Genomic DNA, 17,908 nt, shown 5'->3' with positions numbered 1-17,908 from the left:
TGTGCGGGTCGCTGAAATTGTCGCAGAATCGGCGGCCTGCCGTCAGGGGTCGATCGAGCGGCGTGCGATGAGGGCGGCGTTGATGCGGGGCAGGTCCGCGGCGCGGGCCGGGGACAGGCCGATGAGCTGGGTGATGCGGCGGATGCGGTAGTCGACCGTGTTGGGGTGGACGTGCAGTGCGGTCGCGGTACGGCGCCGGTCGAGGTCCTGCTGGAGATAGGTCTCCAGCGTCTGAAGGAGCTCCGGCTTGGGTTCCAGCGGCCGTAGGAGGCAGGCGAGGGCGGTCAGCGCCTCGCCCGGCCGGCTGAGCTGGTAGTCGAGCAACACGTCGGCGAGCCGGTACAGGCCGGGCGTCCGGCCGGTCCGCGTCACCAGCTCCACGATCTCGGTGTTCTGCGCGACCGCGGCCGGCACGGCGCCCGGCTCGACGACGGACGCCGCGGCGGTGACGGGCACGTCGGCCGCCCGCGCGGCGCGGGCGACCAGCGCGCACAGGTCCTCCCAGGCCGGCGGGACGCCGACGGGCAGCAGGGCGGTGCCCCCTGAGCCGTCCAGCGCGGTCAGGGCGGGCTCGCCGGCGAACCGGTCGAACGTCGACTGCACCCGGCGGATCTTCCGTCGGGCGGCGACCCTGGTGCGGGACCCCGGGCGGCTCTCGTCCGGGTGGCGGCCCAGCGCGAGCGTCATCACCACGTAGAGCGGCGACGGCCGCGCGCCGGCCGGATACGAGGGCGGCGGGTCGCCCGCCAGCAGCGCCGCCATCAGCGAATGCCGGTCGCGATGCTGCTGGACGTCCAGCACCTGGCTCGTTTCCAGATATGCCGCGCTGACCTCGGACACCAGTCTCCGCTGGAATGCCAGCAAATGCGTCAGCGTCTCCTGCAGATCGGCCAGATCGGACGGTTCCGCCCCGGCCGAAATCTCATTCCAGCCCATTTCAGCGCCGAGAAGGTAGGCGCTGAGGATCGCGTCCAGAGGCACACCCTCCTCGGCCCGCTGCGCCGCCGAATCGCGCTGTACGGCGAACCGGTGGTCGTCGGCCTCGGCGCGGCGTTCGAGGACATCGGCGAACAGCCGCAGATTGTGCTGGACGATATCCGCGATATCGCCGGTGACCTCCTCGGCCGGCAGTTCGGCGTAGACCGGAAGGTCGGCGCGGAGCCGGTCGACCACCCGCCGGGTCAGGGACGGAACACGGGCCCGCAGGTAGCCGGCAACGGGCCGGCCCGCGATGCGCAGCGGCGGAGTTCCCTCATTGTGATCCGTCACAAAAGCTCCCGCGGAAGTCTGCCTTACTCACCAGTTAAAGGATCCGTTGTGAGTCTGCATGATGAGCGCAAAGCATTCCATGACTGCCGGGAGCCGCCATGTCCTCGCCCCCCGCCCACGGCGTTCGTCGCATTCTCACCGGTGCTCTCGGCGCCGCCGCCGCGGTGACCGCGACCATTGCCCTCGCCGCGTCACCCGCCTCCGCGGCCACGCCGAAGTACGTCGCGCTGGGCGATTCGATGGCCTCCGGGCCGCTCATTCCGAACATCACGGGAAATGTGGGCTGCGGGCGTTCCACGCACAACTACGCGCACGAACTGGCGGCTCAACTGGGCGCCGAACTGCACGACGTCACCTGCAGCGGGGCCGAGACGAAGCACATGACCGAGTCGCAGTCCCTCAGCGTCGCCGGTGTGTCCACCGGCACCGCGCCGCCGCAGTTCGACGCGTTGAGCGCGGACACCACCCTGGTGACCCTGACGATCGGCGGCAACGACGCCGGCCTCGTCGGCATCGCCGAGGACTGCGTCAACCTCGATCCGACCGCGACCCCCTGCAAGGAGCGGTACACCGAGGGCGGCGTGGACCAGGTCGCCCAGCGCGTCGACGCGGCCGGGCCACGGATCGCCGCCGTGCTGGACGGGATCCACCAGCGTTCCCCGAAGGCGCGGGTGCTGGTGACCGGCTACGGCCTGTACGTCAAGCCGGGTGGCTGCTGGCCGCTCCAGCCCGTGCTGCCGGTGGACGCCGACTACCTGCAGGGCAACGTCCACCGGCTGAACGGCGTCATCGCGGCCCAGGCCAGGGCCCACAACGCCGAGTACGTCGACGTGGAGACCCCGAGCGCCGGCCATGACGCCTGCCAGTCGGCCACGACGAAGTGGGTGGAGGGTTACGTGCCGGTCAACCCGGCCGCCCCGCTCCACCCGAACCAGCGGGGAGAGGCGAACTACGCCCGGATCATCGCCGACCACCTGGACTGACCGGCCGTCGGAGCGCGGCCGGGCCCGCTTGGTACTCTGCGAGCGAGCCCGACCGTGCTCTCGGACGAGGGGTGCCGTACCCGACCAGCGACAAGACGGCACTGGTGGAGGCACCCCATGTCATGGATCGTGCTCGTGCTGTCCGGCGTCCTGGAGTCGGTGTGGGCCACGGCCCTGGACCGCTCGCACGGCTTCACCAAGCCGGCACCCGTCGTCGTCTTCGCCGTCGCGCTCGTGGCGAGCATGGCCGGCCTGGCGTACGCGATGCGCGCCCTGCCCGTCGGCACCTCCTACGCGGTCTGGGTGGGCATCGGGGCCGTGCTCACGGTGGCCTACGGAATGCTCACCGGCGCCGAGGCCGTCTCGCCGCTGAAGCTCCTCTTCCTCGTCGGCATCGTCGGCTGCGTCGTCGGTCTGAAGGTCACGAACTGACCTCGCCCGGTCCGAGGTTGACCGATTCCCCGCTGCGGCAGTACCTTCCATTACGTTCCCGTTCCGTTTCGTAATGGGGAGGGTGATTTGTCCGGTGCGCGCGAAGCCGTACCCGCGCGGGGCAGGCCACGGGACGCTGCCCGTGACGCCGCGATCCTCGACGCGACGCTGCGACTCTTGGTCGAGGTCGGCTACGACCAACTGTCCATCGAGTCGGTCGCGGCCGAGGCCGGGGTGGGCAAGCCGACGGTCTACCGGCGCCACGCCGGCAAGGCCGCACTGGTGGCGGCGGCGGTCGAGCACCGAGTGACGAGCGTCCCGCCCGCCACCAAGACAAGCGATCTTCGTGAGGCCCTGCTGGAAACGGTGCGATGGTTGGCAGAGCAGATCGCCGGACAGGAGATCGGGCTGCTCGGTGCCCTGTTCGCCGGCATGCGCGGCGACCCGGATCTCGCGGCGGAGATGCGGCGGATCCTGCGCCGTGACGAGGCGGCGATGACCGAACACCCGTTCCGCAGCGGGGTCGAGGGCGGCGAACACCTCGTGCCCCGAGCGGCCGAGCTGTTCGCCGAGATCTCCCCGGCGCTCATCGTGCACCGGCTCATCGTCGTCGGTGAGCCCTGCGATCAGAGCTTCGTCGAGCACGTCGTCGACGACATCCTTCTGCCGCTGCTCCGGCGCCGGTGATCGGGGCGAGAACCTCTCATCCGGTCCGGCGACCACCGAATCCAGGCGCCTCACCACACGGCCCGGTGTCAGGCGTCGACACACCAGAGGACGCAATCATGATCGTCATCACGGGCGCGACCGGCGCCCTCAACGGCGCCACCGTCGAGCACCTGCTCAAGCGCATTCCCGCGAACGAAATCGGCGTCAGCGTGCGCGACGTCGCCAAGGCACGGCACCTCGCCGACCGGGGGGTGCGGGTGCGGCGTGGCTCCTACGACGAACCGGCCGCGTTGCGTGAGTCGTTCGAGGGCGCCGACCAGGTGCTGCTCGTGTCCCAGAACGAGCCCGGCGGCGACGGGGCCGGCCTGCACCGCATGGCGATCGAGGCCGCGGTCGCGGCGGGCGCCCAGCGCATCCTGTACACCAGTCACCAGAATGTGCGCGGCGACAGCCCTTTCGCCCCGGCGCGTGAACACGCCGCCACCGAGGCGCTGCTCGCGAACTCGGGAGTCGCCTGGACCTCACTGCGCAACGGTTTCTACGCCCACAGCCTCAACTGGCTGCTCGGCCCATGGCGGCAGACCGGAGTCATCGCCGCGCCGGCCGACGGCGCCGTCTCGTGGACGGACCGCGCCGACGAGGCCGAGGCCGCCGCGATCGTCCTGACCGGGCGACGCTCGTTCGACGGTCCCATCACGCTCACGGCACGCCGCGCCGTCACCTTCGACGACATCGCCGCGATCGCCTCCGAGCTCACTGGCCGCGACATCAAGCGAGTCGTCGTGGATGACGAGCAGTGGATCGCGGACCAGGTCGCGGCCGGCACACCCGAGTCCATGGCCCGCATGCTGCTGTCGTTCTTCCAGGCCGCGCGGAGTGGCCATTTCGCGGAAGCCGCCCCGCTTCTGGCCGAGCTTCTCGACAGGGAACCGCGCACGGTCGGCGACCTGCTCACCGACCGTGCCACCGCCTGAGTAGGACGTCCGTCGGATGGGCATCGAGGCCGTGCTCACGGTGCCCAAGGTCACGAACTGATGTATCAGGCGGGCGGAGATTCATGATCAGTTAGCCTGACGTAATGGGTCAAGGTCCCCGCTCGCCCGCGATCTGACGAGGTGCCGTGGACAGGCGTGTGAAGCAAGGCGTCGTCGGCGGGGTGCTTCTCCTCGGCGGTTTGATCACGTTCCTGGTGGGCTACTCCAAGGTCTCCGGCGCCGAGGCGACCTGTCACGGTCACACCATGGGGTCCGACGACCAGTGCGTCGTCGTGTACTCCGATGGCCACACCGCCACGTACTCGCCGGATGAGCAGCTCGACCAGCAGCGCGGCAGGGGCCACAGAAACGAACTGGTCGGCGGCGTCCTGATGCTGTTCGGCGCCGGGGCACTGATCTTCCTGGCCGACACCGAGGCCGCGGCCGATCGCCTCCGTCTCCGCTTCGGGGCGGCCGGCCGCGCTCACGCCGCGCAGACTCGCGCCGCGGAGGAACGCCTCGCCGACCTTTTGGGGCCGGCCGGTCCTGCTCACGCCGCGCAGACTCGCGCCGGACGGGAACGCGTCGCCGACGTCGCTCGGCAGGAGCGCGCCGCCGAGCCGGAATGGACGGAGTTGCTGCCCAGGCTCGCCGCGAGCCGTGGACTGCGTCAGGTCGATCCCTCGGAACTCGATCTGCGGCGCCGTGTCGAGCCCGCCTTCGACCGGCTGTTCCGTGGTGCCCTGAGCCTCGACGGCGGCGTCGGCAGTGTCGTCGAGGGTGACTTGGCCGGCTTTCCGTGCATCGCGGTCAGCTCCCGCGTCGGTCCCGACGGCTCCCGTTCGGCGGGCTGTGTCCTCACTCTGCCGTCGAACCTGCCTCGGCTGCGGTACGAACGCGTCGACTCGGCCGGCGGGCTCCACCAGGACTACACGTCGCAGTCCGACGACCGGGAGTTCGCCGGCGGCCTGCTCAACCGCGAGACCCTCACCCTGCTGCGGCAGCGGGGGCTGCGGACCCTGGGCATCGAGGGATCGCTGCTGTTCGGCACCGTCGACGGGACCTCCGTGCGTACCGCCGAAGAGCTGGGACGGGCCTGGGACGCGCTGGCCGAGATCGCCCGCGTCCTGCCTCCGACCTGGCCGTAGTGCCCCGTCCGGCGGTGTCGGTTCAGCGTCCGCCGGGCGGCCGGCCGGATCGCAGGTCATCGATCAGGCCCCGCGACGCTCGTGTCAGTCGGAGAAGCTCCGCTGGGCGGCGCGGACCTGGGCGAGGCCCGTTCCGGTTGAAAGCCCGTCATCCCGCAGGCCTCGCAAGGCTGCCGCGCCATGTACAGGTACGCCTCGGGGGCGCTGCGGGCCAGCCGGAGGCCCATCGGCTTCACTTCTCCCTCTGTTCCAGTTCGGACGACGCTCCGTCGGGGGCGAAGACGGTCATCCAGCGCGGGTGCAGCCGGTAGAAGACGACGTCGTCGTCCCAGTCGAAGGCGTCGTCGCCGTAGAAGTCCTTGAAGTACGCGAGCAGGTCCGGCCAGTCCGCGGCCGGCTCGCCGTTCTCCGGATTGAGGATCTCCACCGTGCCGTGTGTGAACACGCCCAGGTCCTCGCCGCGCATGTGCGCGACGCTGGCGGCGGGGCGGGCGGCGAGGTGACGGGCCTTGGCGGCACTGCGCGCCGTGCCGAAGTGCCACCTGCCGTGCAGGAAGTGCCCGTCGGCGCCGCTGATCCGTGGCTCGCCCTTCGCCGTCACGGTGGACAGGGCGAGCGTGCACATGCCGGTGAGGACCTGCGTGAGCCCCTCCGCGGTCAGGGTGCGTTCGGCGTTGATGATCGAGCGGAGGTGGGCGGTGGAACGGGACAGAGAGGCGTCGAGCAGGGCTTGAAGCTCGTTGAGCTCTTCCGGCGTTTCGCGCATCGCGCCACTGTAGCCAGCGCCGGTCCGGCGGGTGCGAAGGTCACTCGCCGCCTGTCAGGTCGCGCTGGTACCAGGTGCCCGGCTTCCCGCCGAGCTCCGCCGGGTCGGCCGGCCCGACCGGGACGAACCCGGCGTTGGTCAGCACCCTTTGAGACGCGGTGTTGGCGAGGGAGGTGGCCGCCCTGAGGGTGCGCAGCCCGTGCCGCGCCGGCGCCAGCCGGCACAGCTCCCGTACGGTCGCGGTCGCCACACCGCGGCCGGCGACGTGCTGCGCGACCCGGTAGCCGAGTTCGGCGACGCCGTCCTCGGTGAAGATCAGGTTGAACCGGCCCAGGACCGTGCCGTCCTCGCCGACGAGCACGTAGAAGGCGCCGATGCCGGCCTGCTGCTCGGCCAGCAAGGCGCTGTGCCGCTCGGCGAACCGCTCGTAGAACTCGTCGCCGCGGTCAGAGATCGAGGCGGCGAAGTAGGCGCGGTTCGCCAGCTCGAAGGCCAGGACCGCCGGGGCATGGCCGGCATGCAGCCGCTCCAGTTCAGGCACCGCGCGACTCTACCCGTAGGCCACCGGGACACGGTGGATCTACTGGGCGGAACCGGGCTCTGCCGGCGCGGTCATGGGGCGGTCGACGTCGGCTCGCGTCTGGTCGGCGAGGCGGCGGTGGGCCTCCTCCCACGGGATCGGCAGCCGGTCCGCCGACGCCTCCCAGAAGGTGAAGGCCGAGGTCTTCATGGTGGAGCGCAGCGCGGTCATGATGCCGCGGTGGGGCTCCGTACGCGCGTAGGAGTAAAGCGCGTCGCGGTGCACCCACCAGGACAGGGTGTAGAAGGTGCGCTTCGACGGGTGGGCGATGAGGGACGCGCCCAGGGCTCCCGGCGCCGACCGCACCTGGCGCCACGCGGACAGCGACCTCAGGAAGAACCGCAGGGTGTCTCTGCGGGAACGGACCTCGAACCGCGAGGCCATGACGTACACCTGCGTGTCCGGCGAAGGCGGGTCCGGGACCGCCCAGCGAAGCGTCGGCATCGCGTCCTCCTCGTATTGGCGAGTGCCACTATCTAAGCTTGGATAGTAGCACTCTCCAATGAACCCGGCCGGCCCTATGAACGTTGCGGGTCCATCCGCCGGACGACCCCACGCGCATGGCCCTGGTCGTGTTCGACCAGCTGGCGCTCTGCGCGGATTCACCGGAGGCGTGAGGGCGACGGACCCACCAACGGCGACCGGTCACAGATCGCCGCGGTGCCAGGCCTCGGCTTCGGTCTTCAGCGCGTTCTCGTCCGGCTTCGGCGGCCGGGCCTGGTCGATCCAGCGGAGCAGGTCCCGTGCGAGCCGGTCGGCGTCCGGTGGCCGTACGGTCCCGCGGGCGGGGAAGTGCCGGATGACGGGATCGTCCGCGTCGCAGCGGGCGCACAGAAGCACGTCGCTGACGCCGCGGACCCGGCCTCCGGACGCGTTCGTCCAGGTGTGGGGGAGACGCAGGATCGCGAGGACTTCGCCGACGCGACAGCGCGGGCACATTCCGATCATGACCCGCCGATCGCGTCCGCGCCGAGCAGCGCCTTGACGTCGCCGTAGAACGCCGGTTCCGGGATGATCTGGAACGGCAGGTCCACCAGCACGCTCTTCGCGCCGTGCCGGTGGACGCGCATGTGGACCGGCGCCCGGCCCGGATGGGTGGCGAGAATGCGCCGGAACTCCTCGACGAGCCGCGCGTTCAGCCGGGCCTCCTCGACCGAGATGACCACCGGCGGCTCGGCGCCGGCCGTGGAGACGTCCAGGACGGAGATCTCCTCCCCGTAGACGCTCACCGTCTCGTCGCGCACGTTGATCCGGCCCCGTACGGAGATCACACGGTCCTCGGCCAGCGCCTCGCCGTACAGGGTGTGGGTCTTGGGGAAGATCAGGCACTCCACCGCGGCGTCGTGGTCCTCGAGCGTGACGATCGCCCACGGGCTGCCCTGTTTGGTGACCTTGCGCTGCAGACCCGAGACGATCCCGGCCACCCGTACGTGGCCGTCCGTACGGCCGGCGGCCAGGAGCTCGGCGATCGTGGTGTCGCGGTGAGCCGCCAGGACGTGCTCGGCGCCGTCGAGGGGGTGGGACGAGACGTACAGGCCGAGCATCTCCCGTTCGAAGGCCAGGAGAGTGCTCTTGTCCCATTCCGCGTCCGGGATCGCGACCGAGAACGCGGCGGCGGAGTCGTCACCGGTCTCCTCGAACGCGCCGAAGAGGGAGTCCTGGCCGCTGGCCTCGTTGCGCTTGACGTCGATGATCGCGTCGATGGCCTGCTCGTGCACCATGACGAGGGCCTTGCGCCGGTGGCCGAGGCCGTCGAACGCGCCGGCCTTGGCCAGCGACTCGATGACGCGCTTGTTGCACACGACCGTCGGGACCTTGGCCAGGAAGTCGTCGAAGGACGTGTAGCCGCCCTTCTCCCGGCGGGTCGTGACGATCGCGTCGACGACGCCCGCGCCGACGTTGCGGACCGCGCCGAGCCCGAAGCGGATGTCCTTCCCGACCGCGGCGAAGTTCAGCACGCTCTCGTTGACGTCCGGCGGCAGCACCTTGATGCCGAGGCGGCGGCAGTCCGACAGGTAGACGGCCATCTTGTCCTTGTCGTCGCCGACCGAGGTGAGCAGCGCGGCGAGGTACTCGGCGGGATGGTTCGCCTTGAGGTAGGCCGTCCAGTACGACACGACGCCGTACCCGGCGGTGTGGGACTTGTTGAAGCCGTACCCGGAGAACGGGACGAGCACGTCCCAGACGGCCTTGACCGCCTCGTCGGAGAAGCCGCGTTCGCTCATGCCGGCGGAGAACTTGCCCCATTCGGCGTCCAAAACCTCTTTCTTCTTCTTGCCCATCGCGCGGCGCAGCATGTCGGCGCCGCCCAGGGAGTACCCGGCGAGCTGCTGGGCGATCGCCATGACCTGCTCCTGGAAGACCACCAGGTGGTAGGTGTCGCCCAGGATCGGTTCGAGGGCCTCCTCCAGCTCGGGGTGGATCGGCTCGACCTTCTGCTTCCCGGTCTTGCGGAGCGCGTAGTTGGTGTGGGCGTTCATCTCCATCGGCCCCGGCCGGTACAGGGCGTTGACCGCGGCGATGTCGGTGAACACCGTCGGCCGCATCAGCCGCAGCAGCACCCGCATCCCGCCGCTGTCGAGCTGGAAGACCCCGAGCGTGTCGCCGCGCGCCAGCAGTTCGTAGGTCCTCCGGTCGTCGAGCGGGATCTCACGGATGTCGATCTCGATGCCCTTGTTCGCCCTGACGTTCGCGATCGCGTCGCCGATGACGGTGAGGTTCCGCAGGCCCAGGAAGTCCATCTTCAGCAGGCCCATCTCCTCGGCCTGCGTGAAGGGGAACCCGGTGATGACCGGGCCGCCCTGTTTCGGCTTCACCAGGGGGAGCACGTCGAGCAGCGGTTCGGACGACAGGATCACGCCCGCGGCGTGGATGCCGGTGCCGCGGGTCAGGCCCTCGACCCCCATGGCGGTGTCGACGACCCGTTTGACGTCGGGCTCCTCCTCGTACATCTTCCGCAGCTCGGCGGCCTCGCCGTGGCGCGGGTGCTTCTCGTCCTGGATGGCGGACAGCGGGATCTCCTTGCCGCCGACGGCGGCCGGGAACGCCTTGGTGATCCGGTCACCGAGCGCGTACGGGTAGCCGAGCACGCGGCAGGCGTCCTTCACCGCGGCCTTCGCCTTGATCGTGCCGAAGGTGACGATCTGGCACACCCGGTCGTCCCCGTACTTCGCGGTGACGTAGTCGATCATCTCGTCGCGCCGGCGGTCGTCGAAGTCCAGGTCGACGTCGGGCATCGTGATGCGCTCGGGGTTCAGGAAGCGTTCGAAGATCAGCTTGTGCTCGATCGGGTCGAGCTCGGTGATGCCCGTGCAGTAGGCGACCATCGACCCGGTCGCGGACCCGCGGCCCGGGCCCAGGCCGATGCCGTTCGCGCGGGCGTACCGGCAGATGTCGGCGACGACGAGGAAGTACCCGGGGAAGCCCATGTCGTCGATCACGGAAAGCTCGTAGTCGATGCGCTCCAGGGTCTCCCGCGGCGGCTCGCCCGCGTAACGGCGCCGCGCTCCCTCCAGGGTCTCCTTCCGCAGCCACGACGACTCGGTCTCGCCCTCGGGGACCGGGAACTTCGGCATCAGGTCCCGGTGCGCGAACACCTCGCCGTAGTCGCCGACGCGCTCGGCGATGAGAAGCGTGTTGTCGCACGCGCCGGGGACCTCCGCGTCCCACAGCGCCCGCATCTCCTCGGCGGTCTTGATGAAGTAGCCGGTCCCGGAGAACCGGAACCGGTTCTGGTCGGCGAGCCGCTTGCCGGTGCCGATGCACAGGAGCGCGTCGTGCGCCTCCGCCTGGTTCTCGGTCACGTAGTGGGAGTCGTTGGTGGCCAGGGGCGGCAGGTTCAGCTCTCTCGCGAGGCGGAGCAGGTCGTCGCGGACCCGGCGTTCGATGGCGAGCCCGTGGTCCATCAGCTCCAGGAAGTAGTTCTCCCTGCCGAAGATGTCCCGGTACGTGGCGGCGGTCGCGACGGCCTCGTCGTACTGGCCGAGCCGGAGCCGGGTCTGCACAGCGCCGGAGGGGCAGCCGGTCGTGGCGATGATCCCCGTGCCGTGCTCGGCGAGCAGTTCGTCGTCCATCCGCGGGTACTTCTGCACGTGGCCTTCGAGCCAGGCGCGCGACTGGAGCCGGAACAGGTTCCGCAGGCCCTCGGCGTCGGCGGCCCACATCGTCATGTGCGTGTACAGGCCGCGGCCGGAGACGTCACCGCCCTCGCCGGTCCGGTCATCGGACCGGCGCAGCGCGAGGTTGTCGCTGTAGTACACCGGCTCGCGGTGGTACCGCGACGCCGGGGCGACGTAGCTCTCGATGCCGATGATCGGCTTGATCCCCGCCTTGCCCGCCGCCCGGTGGAACTCGTACGCGCCGTGCACGTTGCCGTGGTCGCTCATCGCCACCGCGGGCATTCCCCGCCGCGCCACCTCGTCCATCAACAGCCCGACCTTGGCGGCGCCGTCGAGCATGCTGTACTCGGTGTGCACGTGGAGGTGCACGAAGGATCGCACCGGCGACCACGCCCCCTGGTTGTAGGCTCACTCGCGAACCCGAGCATTCGACCCGAGGGCTGGCGCAGTTGTCCAACAATCGACACGCCGATCTTTCACAACCATCGGTTGTGGGGCAGGGTGGGGCGGACCTGGATCTTGCCGCGGTCCGCGCCTTCGTCACCGTCACCGAGGACCGTTACTTCAGTGAGGCCGCGGCCCGGCTGGGGATCAGCCAGCAGGCCATCTCCAAGCGCATCGCCAAGCTCGAATCCGACCTCGGCGTCCGGCTGTTCGCGCGCTCGCGCACCGGGGCCCACCTCACCGAGACCGGCACGGCGTTCCTTCCCCACGCGCGCGCCCTCGTCAACATCGCCGACCAGGCACTCGAGATGCTGCACGGCCGGCGCCGCGCGCTCCGGGTCGACGTCCTCGACACCCGGCTGGCCTCCATCGACCTGATCCGGGCGTTCCACGACACGGCCGAGGACGTGGACATCCAGATCATCACGTCCAACGGGTTCAGGTCGGCGCGCGAGGCGCTCATCCGCGGATCGGTGGACGCCGCCTTCTGCCGGGTGGGCGCGGGGCTGGAGGAGGAGCTCGTGGCCGCGCCGGTGTACCTGGAGCCGCTGCACCTCCTCGTCGGCCGCGACCACCCGCTCGCCGGCCTGACCCGGGTGGAGATCGCGCGGCTGTCCGGCACCACCGTCTGGATGCCCGGCAACGTCGCCGGGAGCGAGTGGGCCGAGTACTACGACTTCCTCGGCGCCGATTTCGGCATCCGGATGGACACCTCCGGACCGGACTTCGGCTGGGAGCACTTCGTCGCGGAGGTCGTCTCCGGCCGGGGGGCGAGCTTCATCGGCGAGGGGACGCGGGTGCCCTGGCACCCGGACGCCGTCCGGCTCCCCGTCGTCGACCCCGTGCCCGTCTACCCGTTCTTGCTGCTCCGGCACCGCCACAACCGGCACCCGGCCCTGGAGCTGCTCACCCGCCACGTCGCGGCCCACCACGTGCCGCTGGACCCGCGGCACCAGTGGCTCCCCGCCCCCGACCGCGCCGCCTTCGCCGGCTAGGGCCGCAGGTCGCGTACGTGAGCGAGTACCTCGGCCACCCCGATCAGGGTCATGCACTCGCCCTGGATCCGCCGGTGGCAGCGCAGGTAGCACGGGGAACAGCCGAGCCGGGGCCCCACCATCCGGTCGGTCTCGGCGAGTTCCAGCTCCCGGTGCGGCATCGGGCCGGCCAGAGCCACCAGCGGACGGCTCTGGGCCGCCGCCGCGTGCAGCGCGAGACTGTCGGCGGTCACCACGACGTCGGCCGCGCCGAGGATCGCCATGAACTCGCCGACGTCCATGTCGTCGACGAGCCTGATCCACGGTGACGGATTCCCGGCGAGCAGCGACGCGACCTGGTCGCGGATGTCGTGGTCCTCGGGGCCGGCCAGGACGACCACCGCGGCGTCGTCGGCGGCCAGGCCGGCGGCCAGGTCCGCCCACGCCTGCGGGGTCCAGCGCTTGAGGCGGCCCTTGAGGCTCGACCCGATGTTCAGCGCGACCAGGTCGCGGTCGTGCTCGCCGAACAGCCCGTCCAGGCGGGCCCGCGCGGCGCCGACGGCCTCATCGGCGAGGACGAGGTCGTAGCGGGGCGTGGCGTGGTCCAGCCCGACGGTCTCCAGCAGGATCCGCTGCATCGTCGCCGTGTTGTTCCGGCGCCACGCGTCGTGGATCTGCAGCCGCTGGAGGTGGTACGCGTGCTCCGACGCCGGCTGGAACCGGTCCTGCGCGTTGAGCGTGAGCCCGCCGACGCTACGCGCCGTCCGTACGATCTCCCGAGCGGCGTCGCCGGTCTCGAAGTTGAGCACGACGTCGAGGCCGCGCACGACGTCGTGCGGGACGCCGCCGGTCTCGATGTCGACCGGCCGCACGCCGGGGATGTGGCCCACCACCTCGGCGCCGCGCCGATGGGTGAACCAGAGCACCTCGGCCCGCGGATTGACCTCGCGCAGCGCCTTGACGACGGCGCTCGTCCGCACGTGGCTGCCGAGTCCGCCCATCTCCACCACGCCGACACGACGCGCGTGCGCGAGCTCGGCGGGATCGTAGGGGCGCTGGTGCGACAGGTCGAGAACGGCGGGAGCCGGCCGGTGATGGGCGCAGCCCCCGCAGTCGGCCAGCCCGAGCTCCCGCTGCACCCCGCACGGCTTGTACCCCACCCAGTCCTCGCAGTCCGGCCGGATGGTGAGCTCCGGTGCTACCCGGACGCCGTCCGGAGCGGCCGGATGCGCGGTGGCCACCTCGGCCCCGTGCCGGGGTACGTCCGGCGGCGCGCCGTCACCCGGCGCGTGCGGGTGACCGTTGAGCAGTGCGGCGATACGGGAGCCGGCGTGCTCCGCGAGGGCGGGACCCGTCCCGGGCCGGACCTCGGCCGCGGGTCGCCCGGTGAGGGTCCGTTCCCGCGGCTCGGCGGGTTCGGCCGCGATGCGTGTTCCCGCGCCGGTGTCCGGGCTCTTTTCGGCGGCGTCTTCGCGGGGAGCCTCAATGGCGTCGTACGGCGTCCTGGGCCCGGCACCGGTCTCCCGGCGCGGCGCCGGTCCGGCGCGGCCGGCGTCCGGCCGTGGCGGTGGCGAGATCGTGAGGTGCTCCGGGCCGTCCTTTCCGGCCGGAGAGGAGACCGTGTCGCGGACGTTCAGCACCGTGCCGTCGACGACCTTCGGCAGAGGATCTTCCGGGCGAGCCGCTCGGTCCGCGCCGGCGAGGTCCGTCTCGGGGCCGGCGGCGGGCAGATCGTGGTCGTGCACACCCAGCTCGGCGGGGATGACGCGCTCGCCGCTCCTCAAGGCGTGCACGGCCTCGGCGTGGATGCCCATGCCGACGCCCATCAGCAGGTCCTTGCCCCAGGCGATCTCGTCCCAGTGCACCGTGCCGTCGTGCTCGATCGCGTTTCCGGCGACGTCGGTGGCGATGTTGACGGCGCCGCCCACTCCGGCATGGGTGACCAGGCGACCCGGCACCGTGCCGGTCAGCAGCGCGGACAGGGTGCCGCCGTTCACCGCGGCCCGGCTCAGCAACCGGTAGATCACGCCGGTGGCCCCGCCGGCGAAGGCGCCCAGGCCCGCGGCCTTCCCGAGGGCCGCCCAGTCCAGGCGGTCCTGCAGTCCGTAGTCGATCCGGGTGAGCTGACGTACCAGGTCGAGGCCGCCGACGTAGCTCACCCCCGCGGCCGCCGCGCGGGCCTCCGCGCCGCGAAGCACCGCCAGCAGCCGCACCCCCACCGTCCTGGTCTCGGCCACGGCGGTGACCAGGTAGACCGGGCCCTGGGGTGTCGCGGCGACCAGCCGGACGACCGCCCAGAGCGCGGCCAGGTAGGAGATGGACGTTGCGAACTGGCTTTCGGCGGCGGCTATCTCGGTTCCCATGTACCGGCAGTAACCGGCGAGCCCGCGGTACGCCGCGGCGGCGTCCTCCAGGAATCCGCCGCCGTTGCGGGACAGCCGCGCGAATGATTCGCCGAACGCCTCGATCTCGCGCCCGGCGTTGTCCGCGGAGATCCTCCGCGCATGGTCGCCCGCCGTCCCGGTCACCTCGTCGACGGCGTCGGCCATGCGGTCGAACGTCCGGGCCACCGACGCCATCCCGGCCGCGTCCCCGGCCGGTCTGCGGCAGCCGGCGACCATCTCCTCCAGGAGCGGTTCGATCTCCTCGTACCAGGGCGGCGGGGGATCCTTCCGGACGAGCGTGTCCGTCTCCGGTCCCGCCACCCGGCGCAGGGCGTCCAGGGCCGGGCTCCCGCCGGTGGTGTTCAACCGGAACCGCGGATGGTCCCCGGACTCGGCTCCCGCCCAGGTCCGGGCCATGCGTACCGCTCGTACGGCGTGACCTCTCAGGGCCAGCGCGAGCTGCGCCGTTCCGTCCAGCAACTCGTCGCGCGCCTGGCGGAAACCGATCGAGCCCGGGGCCCCGTCGAAGAACGCGCGGCCCAGGTCGTCGTCGCCCCACGGGGCTCCCGACCGGTTCAGCGCCCGGATCAGGTCGAGCAGAGCCGCCGACAGTTCCCCGCCCGCGTCATCGATGCCCGCCGCGGCCGTCGCGATCCGCCCCGGATGAATCTCCACATACTCGGAAGTGGCAGCCACCACCGAACTCCCCCTGCGATCCCCGAAAGGCCGGGAATCCCCGCCCGGCCAGGCGACGCCGTCCCCACGGCGCCGCCCCTTTCCTTCCTACGAGCGTGCGGATGCAGGAGCAAACAATATGAAAAACGTCGAATCATTGGCGCGCGGCCGCGCGGACCGCCCTATGCGGTCGCCGGTCCGCCGACCTCGTCGGTCAGCGCGAGCAGTGCGCCGAGGTTGGGTATCTTGGCGGCTTCCCACCTGAACCAGTTGAGCCGTTTTCCACGGCGCCGGACGACGACATCGCCATTGGGCATGAGAATGCCCTGCCCGCTCGTGATCTTCAGCTCTTCGAACTCGGCCCAGGGGAGCAGTTTCTTGCGGTCCTTGCGGATGCCATCGGGCTCGATGGCGAGTGGACCGAAGGTGACCGGCTCACCCCGGCCGAGCGCGGCGCGCATTGCCGGAAGCTGGACGGCCGTCACCAGAGGATTCACGATCCGGCCGAAGTCCTCCAGGCCGCACTGTTCGTTGCCGAGGATGTTCGCCCTGGCGTCCGCGCGATATTGGTTGCCGTCGCCGCACACGAAGAGATACTGGTAACGCACGTACTTGGGCACGTTTCCGCTGGTGACCCGGGTCACCGACTGGATGAGCATCGTGACGTCGCTCCACCGGAAGGCGTGCGCCTGGTTCTGCTCGGCCGGCAGGAAGACACTGCCCTCTTCGAAGACGTGGACGACCAGGAACTGCCTTCCCCGCTCCGTCACCGGGAAGACCCTCACCAGATCTCCGAGCGCCGCGCGGGCCGCCGCATTGGCGACGTGTGACGGCAACGGCGTTTCGCCTGCCATATGGACCAACCTCGCTCGATGTGAACCGGTGGCATCATTCCATGCACCGTGAGGGGTCACAAGCGAAATGTGCCGACATTACAGCACGCGTTTATCCGCGTTCCACGAATGAGCGCGAAGGCCCGGCCATCCTCGACGTGACTACTTTCTGTCCTCCGTTACGTACGTACGGCGACCGGGAAGATCGATTCAGGCGATGCCGGCCGCCGAGAAGAGGCCGGTCGCATTTTCGCCGTCCATCACAATTGCGCGAGGAGCAGAGAAATGTCCGTACGTGGTGTCATGGTTCCCGTGGTCTCGGCCGCCGTCGCGAGTCTGTTCCTCGCCGCGCCGGCGACCGCCTCGTCCCACGCCGCCGCCGGGTTCGTGGTCAGCCGGGCGCAGTTCGACCAGATGTTCCCCGGCCGCAATCCGTTCTACTCGTACCAGGGCCTGATCGACGCGCTGGGCGCCTACCCCGGCTTCGCGAGGACCGGTGGCGACGCGACCAGGAAGCGCGAGGCGGCGGCGTTCCTCGCCAACGTCGCGCACGAGACCGGTGGCCTGAGATACGTCGTCGAGCAGAACACCGCGAACTACGGCCACTACTGCGACAAGAGCCTGCCCTACGGCTGTCCGGCGGGGGCGCGGGCCTACTACGGGCGCGGCCCGCTGCAGCTGAGCTGGAACTTCAACTACAAGGCCGCCGGCGACGCACTGCACGTCGACCTGCTGCACGACCCGTACCGGGTGGAGCGGGACGCGGCCGTCTCCTGGAAGACCGGCCTGTGGTTCTGGAACGCCCAGCGGGGCGCCGGCACGATGACCCCGCACGACGCGATGGTGCGCAACAAGGGCTTCGGCGAGACGATCCGCAGCATCAACGGCGACCTGGAGTGCAACGGCAAGAACCCCGGCCAGCGCCGGCATCGCATCGACCTCTACCAGCGGTTCGCCGGGATCCTCGGCACCGGCGCCGGTGGCGACCTGTCCTGCTGAGGCTCACGCGGGTCCGGTGAGGAGGTCGACGGTGGCCGGGTCCACGCCGGCGCCGGGAGCGATGGAGGCTGCCGTGCGCAGCGTCGTGACCAGCGCGTCCGCTGCCAGCCGGACGAGGTCGGCCCGGTCGACGTCGTGGTGGCGGATGTGGTCGATGATGAGTTCGTCGAGGTAGCCGACCCAGCCGCGCATGGCGGCGCGAAGCAGCGGATGGACGGGCCCGTCGACGCCGAGGGCGTGGAGGACGCGCACGGCGCCCTGCCAGCGGAGGTCCTCGACGATGGCGCGGACCTCGGGGTCCGAGCCGTTGCCGGCGCGCATGAGGGCGAGGAATCCCGCGGCCCGGTGGTCCATGTACGCGATGTGCCGGTCGATGGCGTTCCGCAGCTGTTCGGCCGGACCGTCGCCCTCGGGCGGCGTCGCCTGGACGGCCTGGAGGTCTTCGGCCGCCGCGTGGATGGTGGCGAGGTAGAGGCCGCGTTTGTTGCCGAAGTGGTGGGCGATGAGCCCGTACGCGACGCCCGCCCGTGCGGCGATCTCGGTGGTCGTCACCTCGTCGTAGGCGCGTTCGGAGAACAGCTGGGAGGCGGCCCGGATGAGCCGGCCGCGCCGGTCGGTGTGCCGTGCCTCGGACCGAGGGGAGCCCATGCCGTTTCTCCC

At 70.9% G+C, this 17,908-nt stretch carries 17 protein-coding genes and 1 riboswitch; of the genes, 8 read left to right on the top strand and 9 right to left on the bottom strand.

Annotated features, from left to right (window positions below; translation table 11 throughout):
* Positions 1–42: 42 nt before the first annotated feature.
* Positions 43–1,269, bottom strand: coding sequence for a PucR family transcriptional regulator (locus QSK37_RS16825; RefSeq protein ID WP_285621657.1), 1,227 nt, complete (start codon positions 1,267–1,269; stop codon positions 43–45).
* 98 nt (positions 1,270–1,367) lie between these two features.
* Here QSK37_RS16825 and QSK37_RS16820 point away from each other — a divergent pair, with 98 nt between their 5' ends.
* The 5 genes from QSK37_RS16820 (at position 1,368) to QSK37_RS16800 (ending at position 5,475) form a co-directional block, all read left to right on the top strand.
* Positions 1,368–2,252: an SGNH/GDSL hydrolase family protein gene (locus QSK37_RS16820; protein WP_285621655.1), complete on the top strand. Its 885-nt coding sequence runs from the start codon at positions 1,368–1,370 to the stop codon at positions 2,250–2,252.
* Positions 2,253–2,293: 41 nt separating this feature from the next.
* A riboswitch (guanidine-III (ykkC-III) riboswitch) is annotated at positions 2,294–2,357 on the top strand.
* A 12-nt stretch (positions 2,358–2,369) separates the two neighbouring features.
* Positions 2,370–2,684 (top strand): DMT family transporter, encoded by a 315-nt coding sequence (locus QSK37_RS16815; RefSeq protein ID WP_285621652.1) that lies wholly within the window; start codon positions 2,370–2,372, stop codon positions 2,682–2,684.
* 87 nt (positions 2,685–2,771) lie between these two features.
* Complete coding sequence (locus tag QSK37_RS16810; RefSeq protein ID WP_285621649.1) at positions 2,772–3,371, top strand: TetR/AcrR family transcriptional regulator; 600 nt, start codon at positions 2,772–2,774, stop codon at positions 3,369–3,371.
* Positions 3,372–3,469: 98 nt separating this feature from the next.
* A complete protein-coding gene (locus tag QSK37_RS16805) occupies positions 3,470–4,327 on the top strand; it encodes an NmrA family NAD(P)-binding protein (protein ID WP_285621646.1) in 858 nt (285 codons plus the stop codon).
* A gap of 146 nt (positions 4,328–4,473) precedes the next feature.
* Entirely contained in the window at positions 4,474–5,475 is a 1,002-nt protein-coding gene (locus QSK37_RS16800) for a hypothetical protein (protein ID WP_285621643.1), read from the top strand.
* Positions 5,476–5,707: 232 nt separating this feature from the next.
* On the opposite strand, the gene QSK37_RS16795 is transcribed toward QSK37_RS16800, so the two are convergent.
* The 3 genes from QSK37_RS16795 to QSK37_RS16785 are packed head-to-tail and all read right to left on the bottom strand — an operon-like array spanning position 5,708 to position 7,265.
* Positions 5,708–6,241 (bottom strand): pyridoxamine 5'-phosphate oxidase family protein, encoded by a 534-nt coding sequence (locus tag QSK37_RS16795; protein ID WP_285621640.1) that lies wholly within the window; start codon positions 6,239–6,241, stop codon positions 5,708–5,710.
* Between the two features lie 40 nt (positions 6,242–6,281).
* Positions 6,282–6,782 carry a GNAT family N-acetyltransferase gene (locus tag QSK37_RS16790; protein WP_285621638.1) on the bottom strand — a complete coding sequence of 167 codons (501 nt, stop codon included), beginning with the start codon at positions 6,780–6,782 and terminating at the stop codon, positions 6,282–6,284.
* Positions 6,783–6,821: 39 nt separating this feature from the next.
* Positions 6,822–7,265, bottom strand: a complete 444-nt coding sequence (locus QSK37_RS16785; protein WP_285621637.1) for a hypothetical protein — start codon at positions 7,263–7,265, stop codon at positions 6,822–6,824.
* An 83-nt stretch (positions 7,266–7,348) separates the two neighbouring features.
* Here QSK37_RS16785 and QSK37_RS51740 point away from each other — a divergent pair, with 83 nt between their 5' ends.
* Positions 7,349–7,438: a hypothetical protein gene (locus QSK37_RS51740; RefSeq protein WP_432705568.1), complete on the top strand. Its 90-nt coding sequence runs from the start codon at positions 7,349–7,351 to the stop codon at positions 7,436–7,438.
* Positions 7,439–7,466: 28 nt separating this feature from the next.
* Here the strand turns inward: QSK37_RS51740 and QSK37_RS16780 are convergent, their stop codons facing one another.
* Together QSK37_RS16780 and dnaE are read right to left on the bottom strand one after the other, a co-directional pair.
* Positions 7,467–7,760 carry a DUF6300 family protein gene (locus QSK37_RS16780; protein WP_285621634.1) on the bottom strand — a complete coding sequence of 98 codons (294 nt, stop codon included), beginning with the start codon at positions 7,758–7,760 and terminating at the stop codon, positions 7,467–7,469.
* A gap of 5 nt (positions 7,761–7,765) precedes the next feature.
* The gene (gene dnaE, locus QSK37_RS16775; protein ID WP_285621632.1) at positions 7,766–11,320 is read right to left on the bottom strand and encodes a DNA polymerase III subunit alpha; all 3,555 of its coding nucleotides are present in this window, start codon (positions 11,318–11,320) and stop codon (positions 7,766–7,768) included.
* 110 nt (positions 11,321–11,430) lie between these two features.
* Here dnaE and QSK37_RS16770 point away from each other — a divergent pair, with 110 nt between their 5' ends.
* Positions 11,431–12,378, top strand: a complete 948-nt coding sequence (locus QSK37_RS16770; RefSeq protein ID WP_285621630.1) for a LysR family transcriptional regulator — start codon at positions 11,431–11,433, stop codon at positions 12,376–12,378.
* Here the strand turns inward: QSK37_RS16770 and QSK37_RS16765 are convergent.
* Together QSK37_RS16765 and QSK37_RS16760 are read right to left on the bottom strand one after the other, a co-directional pair.
* Positions 12,375–15,437 (bottom strand): glycosyltransferase family 9 protein, encoded by a 3,063-nt coding sequence (locus tag QSK37_RS16765; RefSeq protein WP_285621628.1) that lies wholly within the window; start codon positions 15,435–15,437, stop codon positions 12,375–12,377. The two genes, QSK37_RS16770 and QSK37_RS16765, sit on opposite strands and share 4 nt — an antisense overlap.
* Positions 15,438–15,598: 161 nt before the next feature.
* Positions 15,599–16,270 (bottom strand): DUF6585 family protein, encoded by a 672-nt coding sequence (locus QSK37_RS16760; RefSeq protein WP_285621626.1) that lies wholly within the window; start codon positions 16,268–16,270, stop codon positions 15,599–15,601.
* 264 nt (positions 16,271–16,534) lie between these two features.
* Between QSK37_RS16760 and QSK37_RS16755 the strand changes: the two genes are divergently transcribed.
* The gene (locus QSK37_RS16755; protein ID WP_285621623.1) at positions 16,535–17,248 is read left to right on the top strand and encodes a chitinase; all 714 of its coding nucleotides are present in this window, start codon (positions 16,535–16,537) and stop codon (positions 17,246–17,248) included.
* 3 nt (positions 17,249–17,251) lie between these two features.
* Here QSK37_RS16755 and QSK37_RS16750 read toward each other — a convergent pair whose 3' ends face one another.
* Complete coding sequence (locus QSK37_RS16750) at positions 17,252–17,896, bottom strand: TetR/AcrR family transcriptional regulator (RefSeq protein ID WP_285621620.1); 645 nt, start codon at positions 17,894–17,896, stop codon at positions 17,252–17,254.
* Between the last annotated feature and the right edge of the window lie 12 nt (positions 17,897–17,908).

This window comes from Actinoallomurus iriomotensis (assembly GCF_030269445.1).
Classification (GTDB): domain Bacteria; phylum Actinomycetota; class Actinomycetes; order Streptosporangiales; family Streptosporangiaceae; genus Actinoallomurus; species Actinoallomurus iriomotensis.
Note: the sequence above shows the minus strand (reverse complement) of the source record. Positions and strands in the feature narration are given on the sequence as shown.

Coding starts and splice junctions, on each gene's coding strand:
- QSK37_RS16820 (WP_285621655.1), top strand. CDS start 1,368: ATGTCCTCGCCCCCCGCCCACGGCGTTCGTCGCATTCTCACCGGTGCT.
- QSK37_RS16815 (WP_285621652.1), top strand. CDS start 2,370: ATGTCATGGATCGTGCTCGTGCTGTCCGGCGTCCTGGAGTCGGTGTGG.
- QSK37_RS16805 (WP_285621646.1), top strand. CDS start 3,470: ATGATCGTCATCACGGGCGCGACCGGCGCCCTCAACGGCGCCACCGTC.
- QSK37_RS16795 (WP_285621640.1), bottom strand. CDS start 6,241: ATGCGCGAAACGCCGGAAGAGCTCAACGAGCTTCAAGCCCTGCTCGAC.
- QSK37_RS16785 (WP_285621637.1), bottom strand. CDS start 7,265: ATGCCGACGCTTCGCTGGGCGGTCCCGGACCCGCCTTCGCCGGACACG.
- QSK37_RS16780 (WP_285621634.1), bottom strand. CDS start 7,760: ATGTGCCCGCGCTGTCGCGTCGGCGAAGTCCTCGCGATCCTGCGTCTC.
- QSK37_RS16760 (WP_285621626.1), bottom strand. CDS start 16,270: ATGGCAGGCGAAACGCCGTTGCCGTCACACGTCGCCAATGCGGCGGCC.
- QSK37_RS16755 (WP_285621623.1), top strand. CDS start 16,535: ATGTCCGTACGTGGTGTCATGGTTCCCGTGGTCTCGGCCGCCGTCGCG.
- QSK37_RS16750 (WP_285621620.1), bottom strand. CDS start 17,896: ATGGGCTCCCCTCGGTCCGAGGCACGGCACACCGACCGGCGCGGCCGG.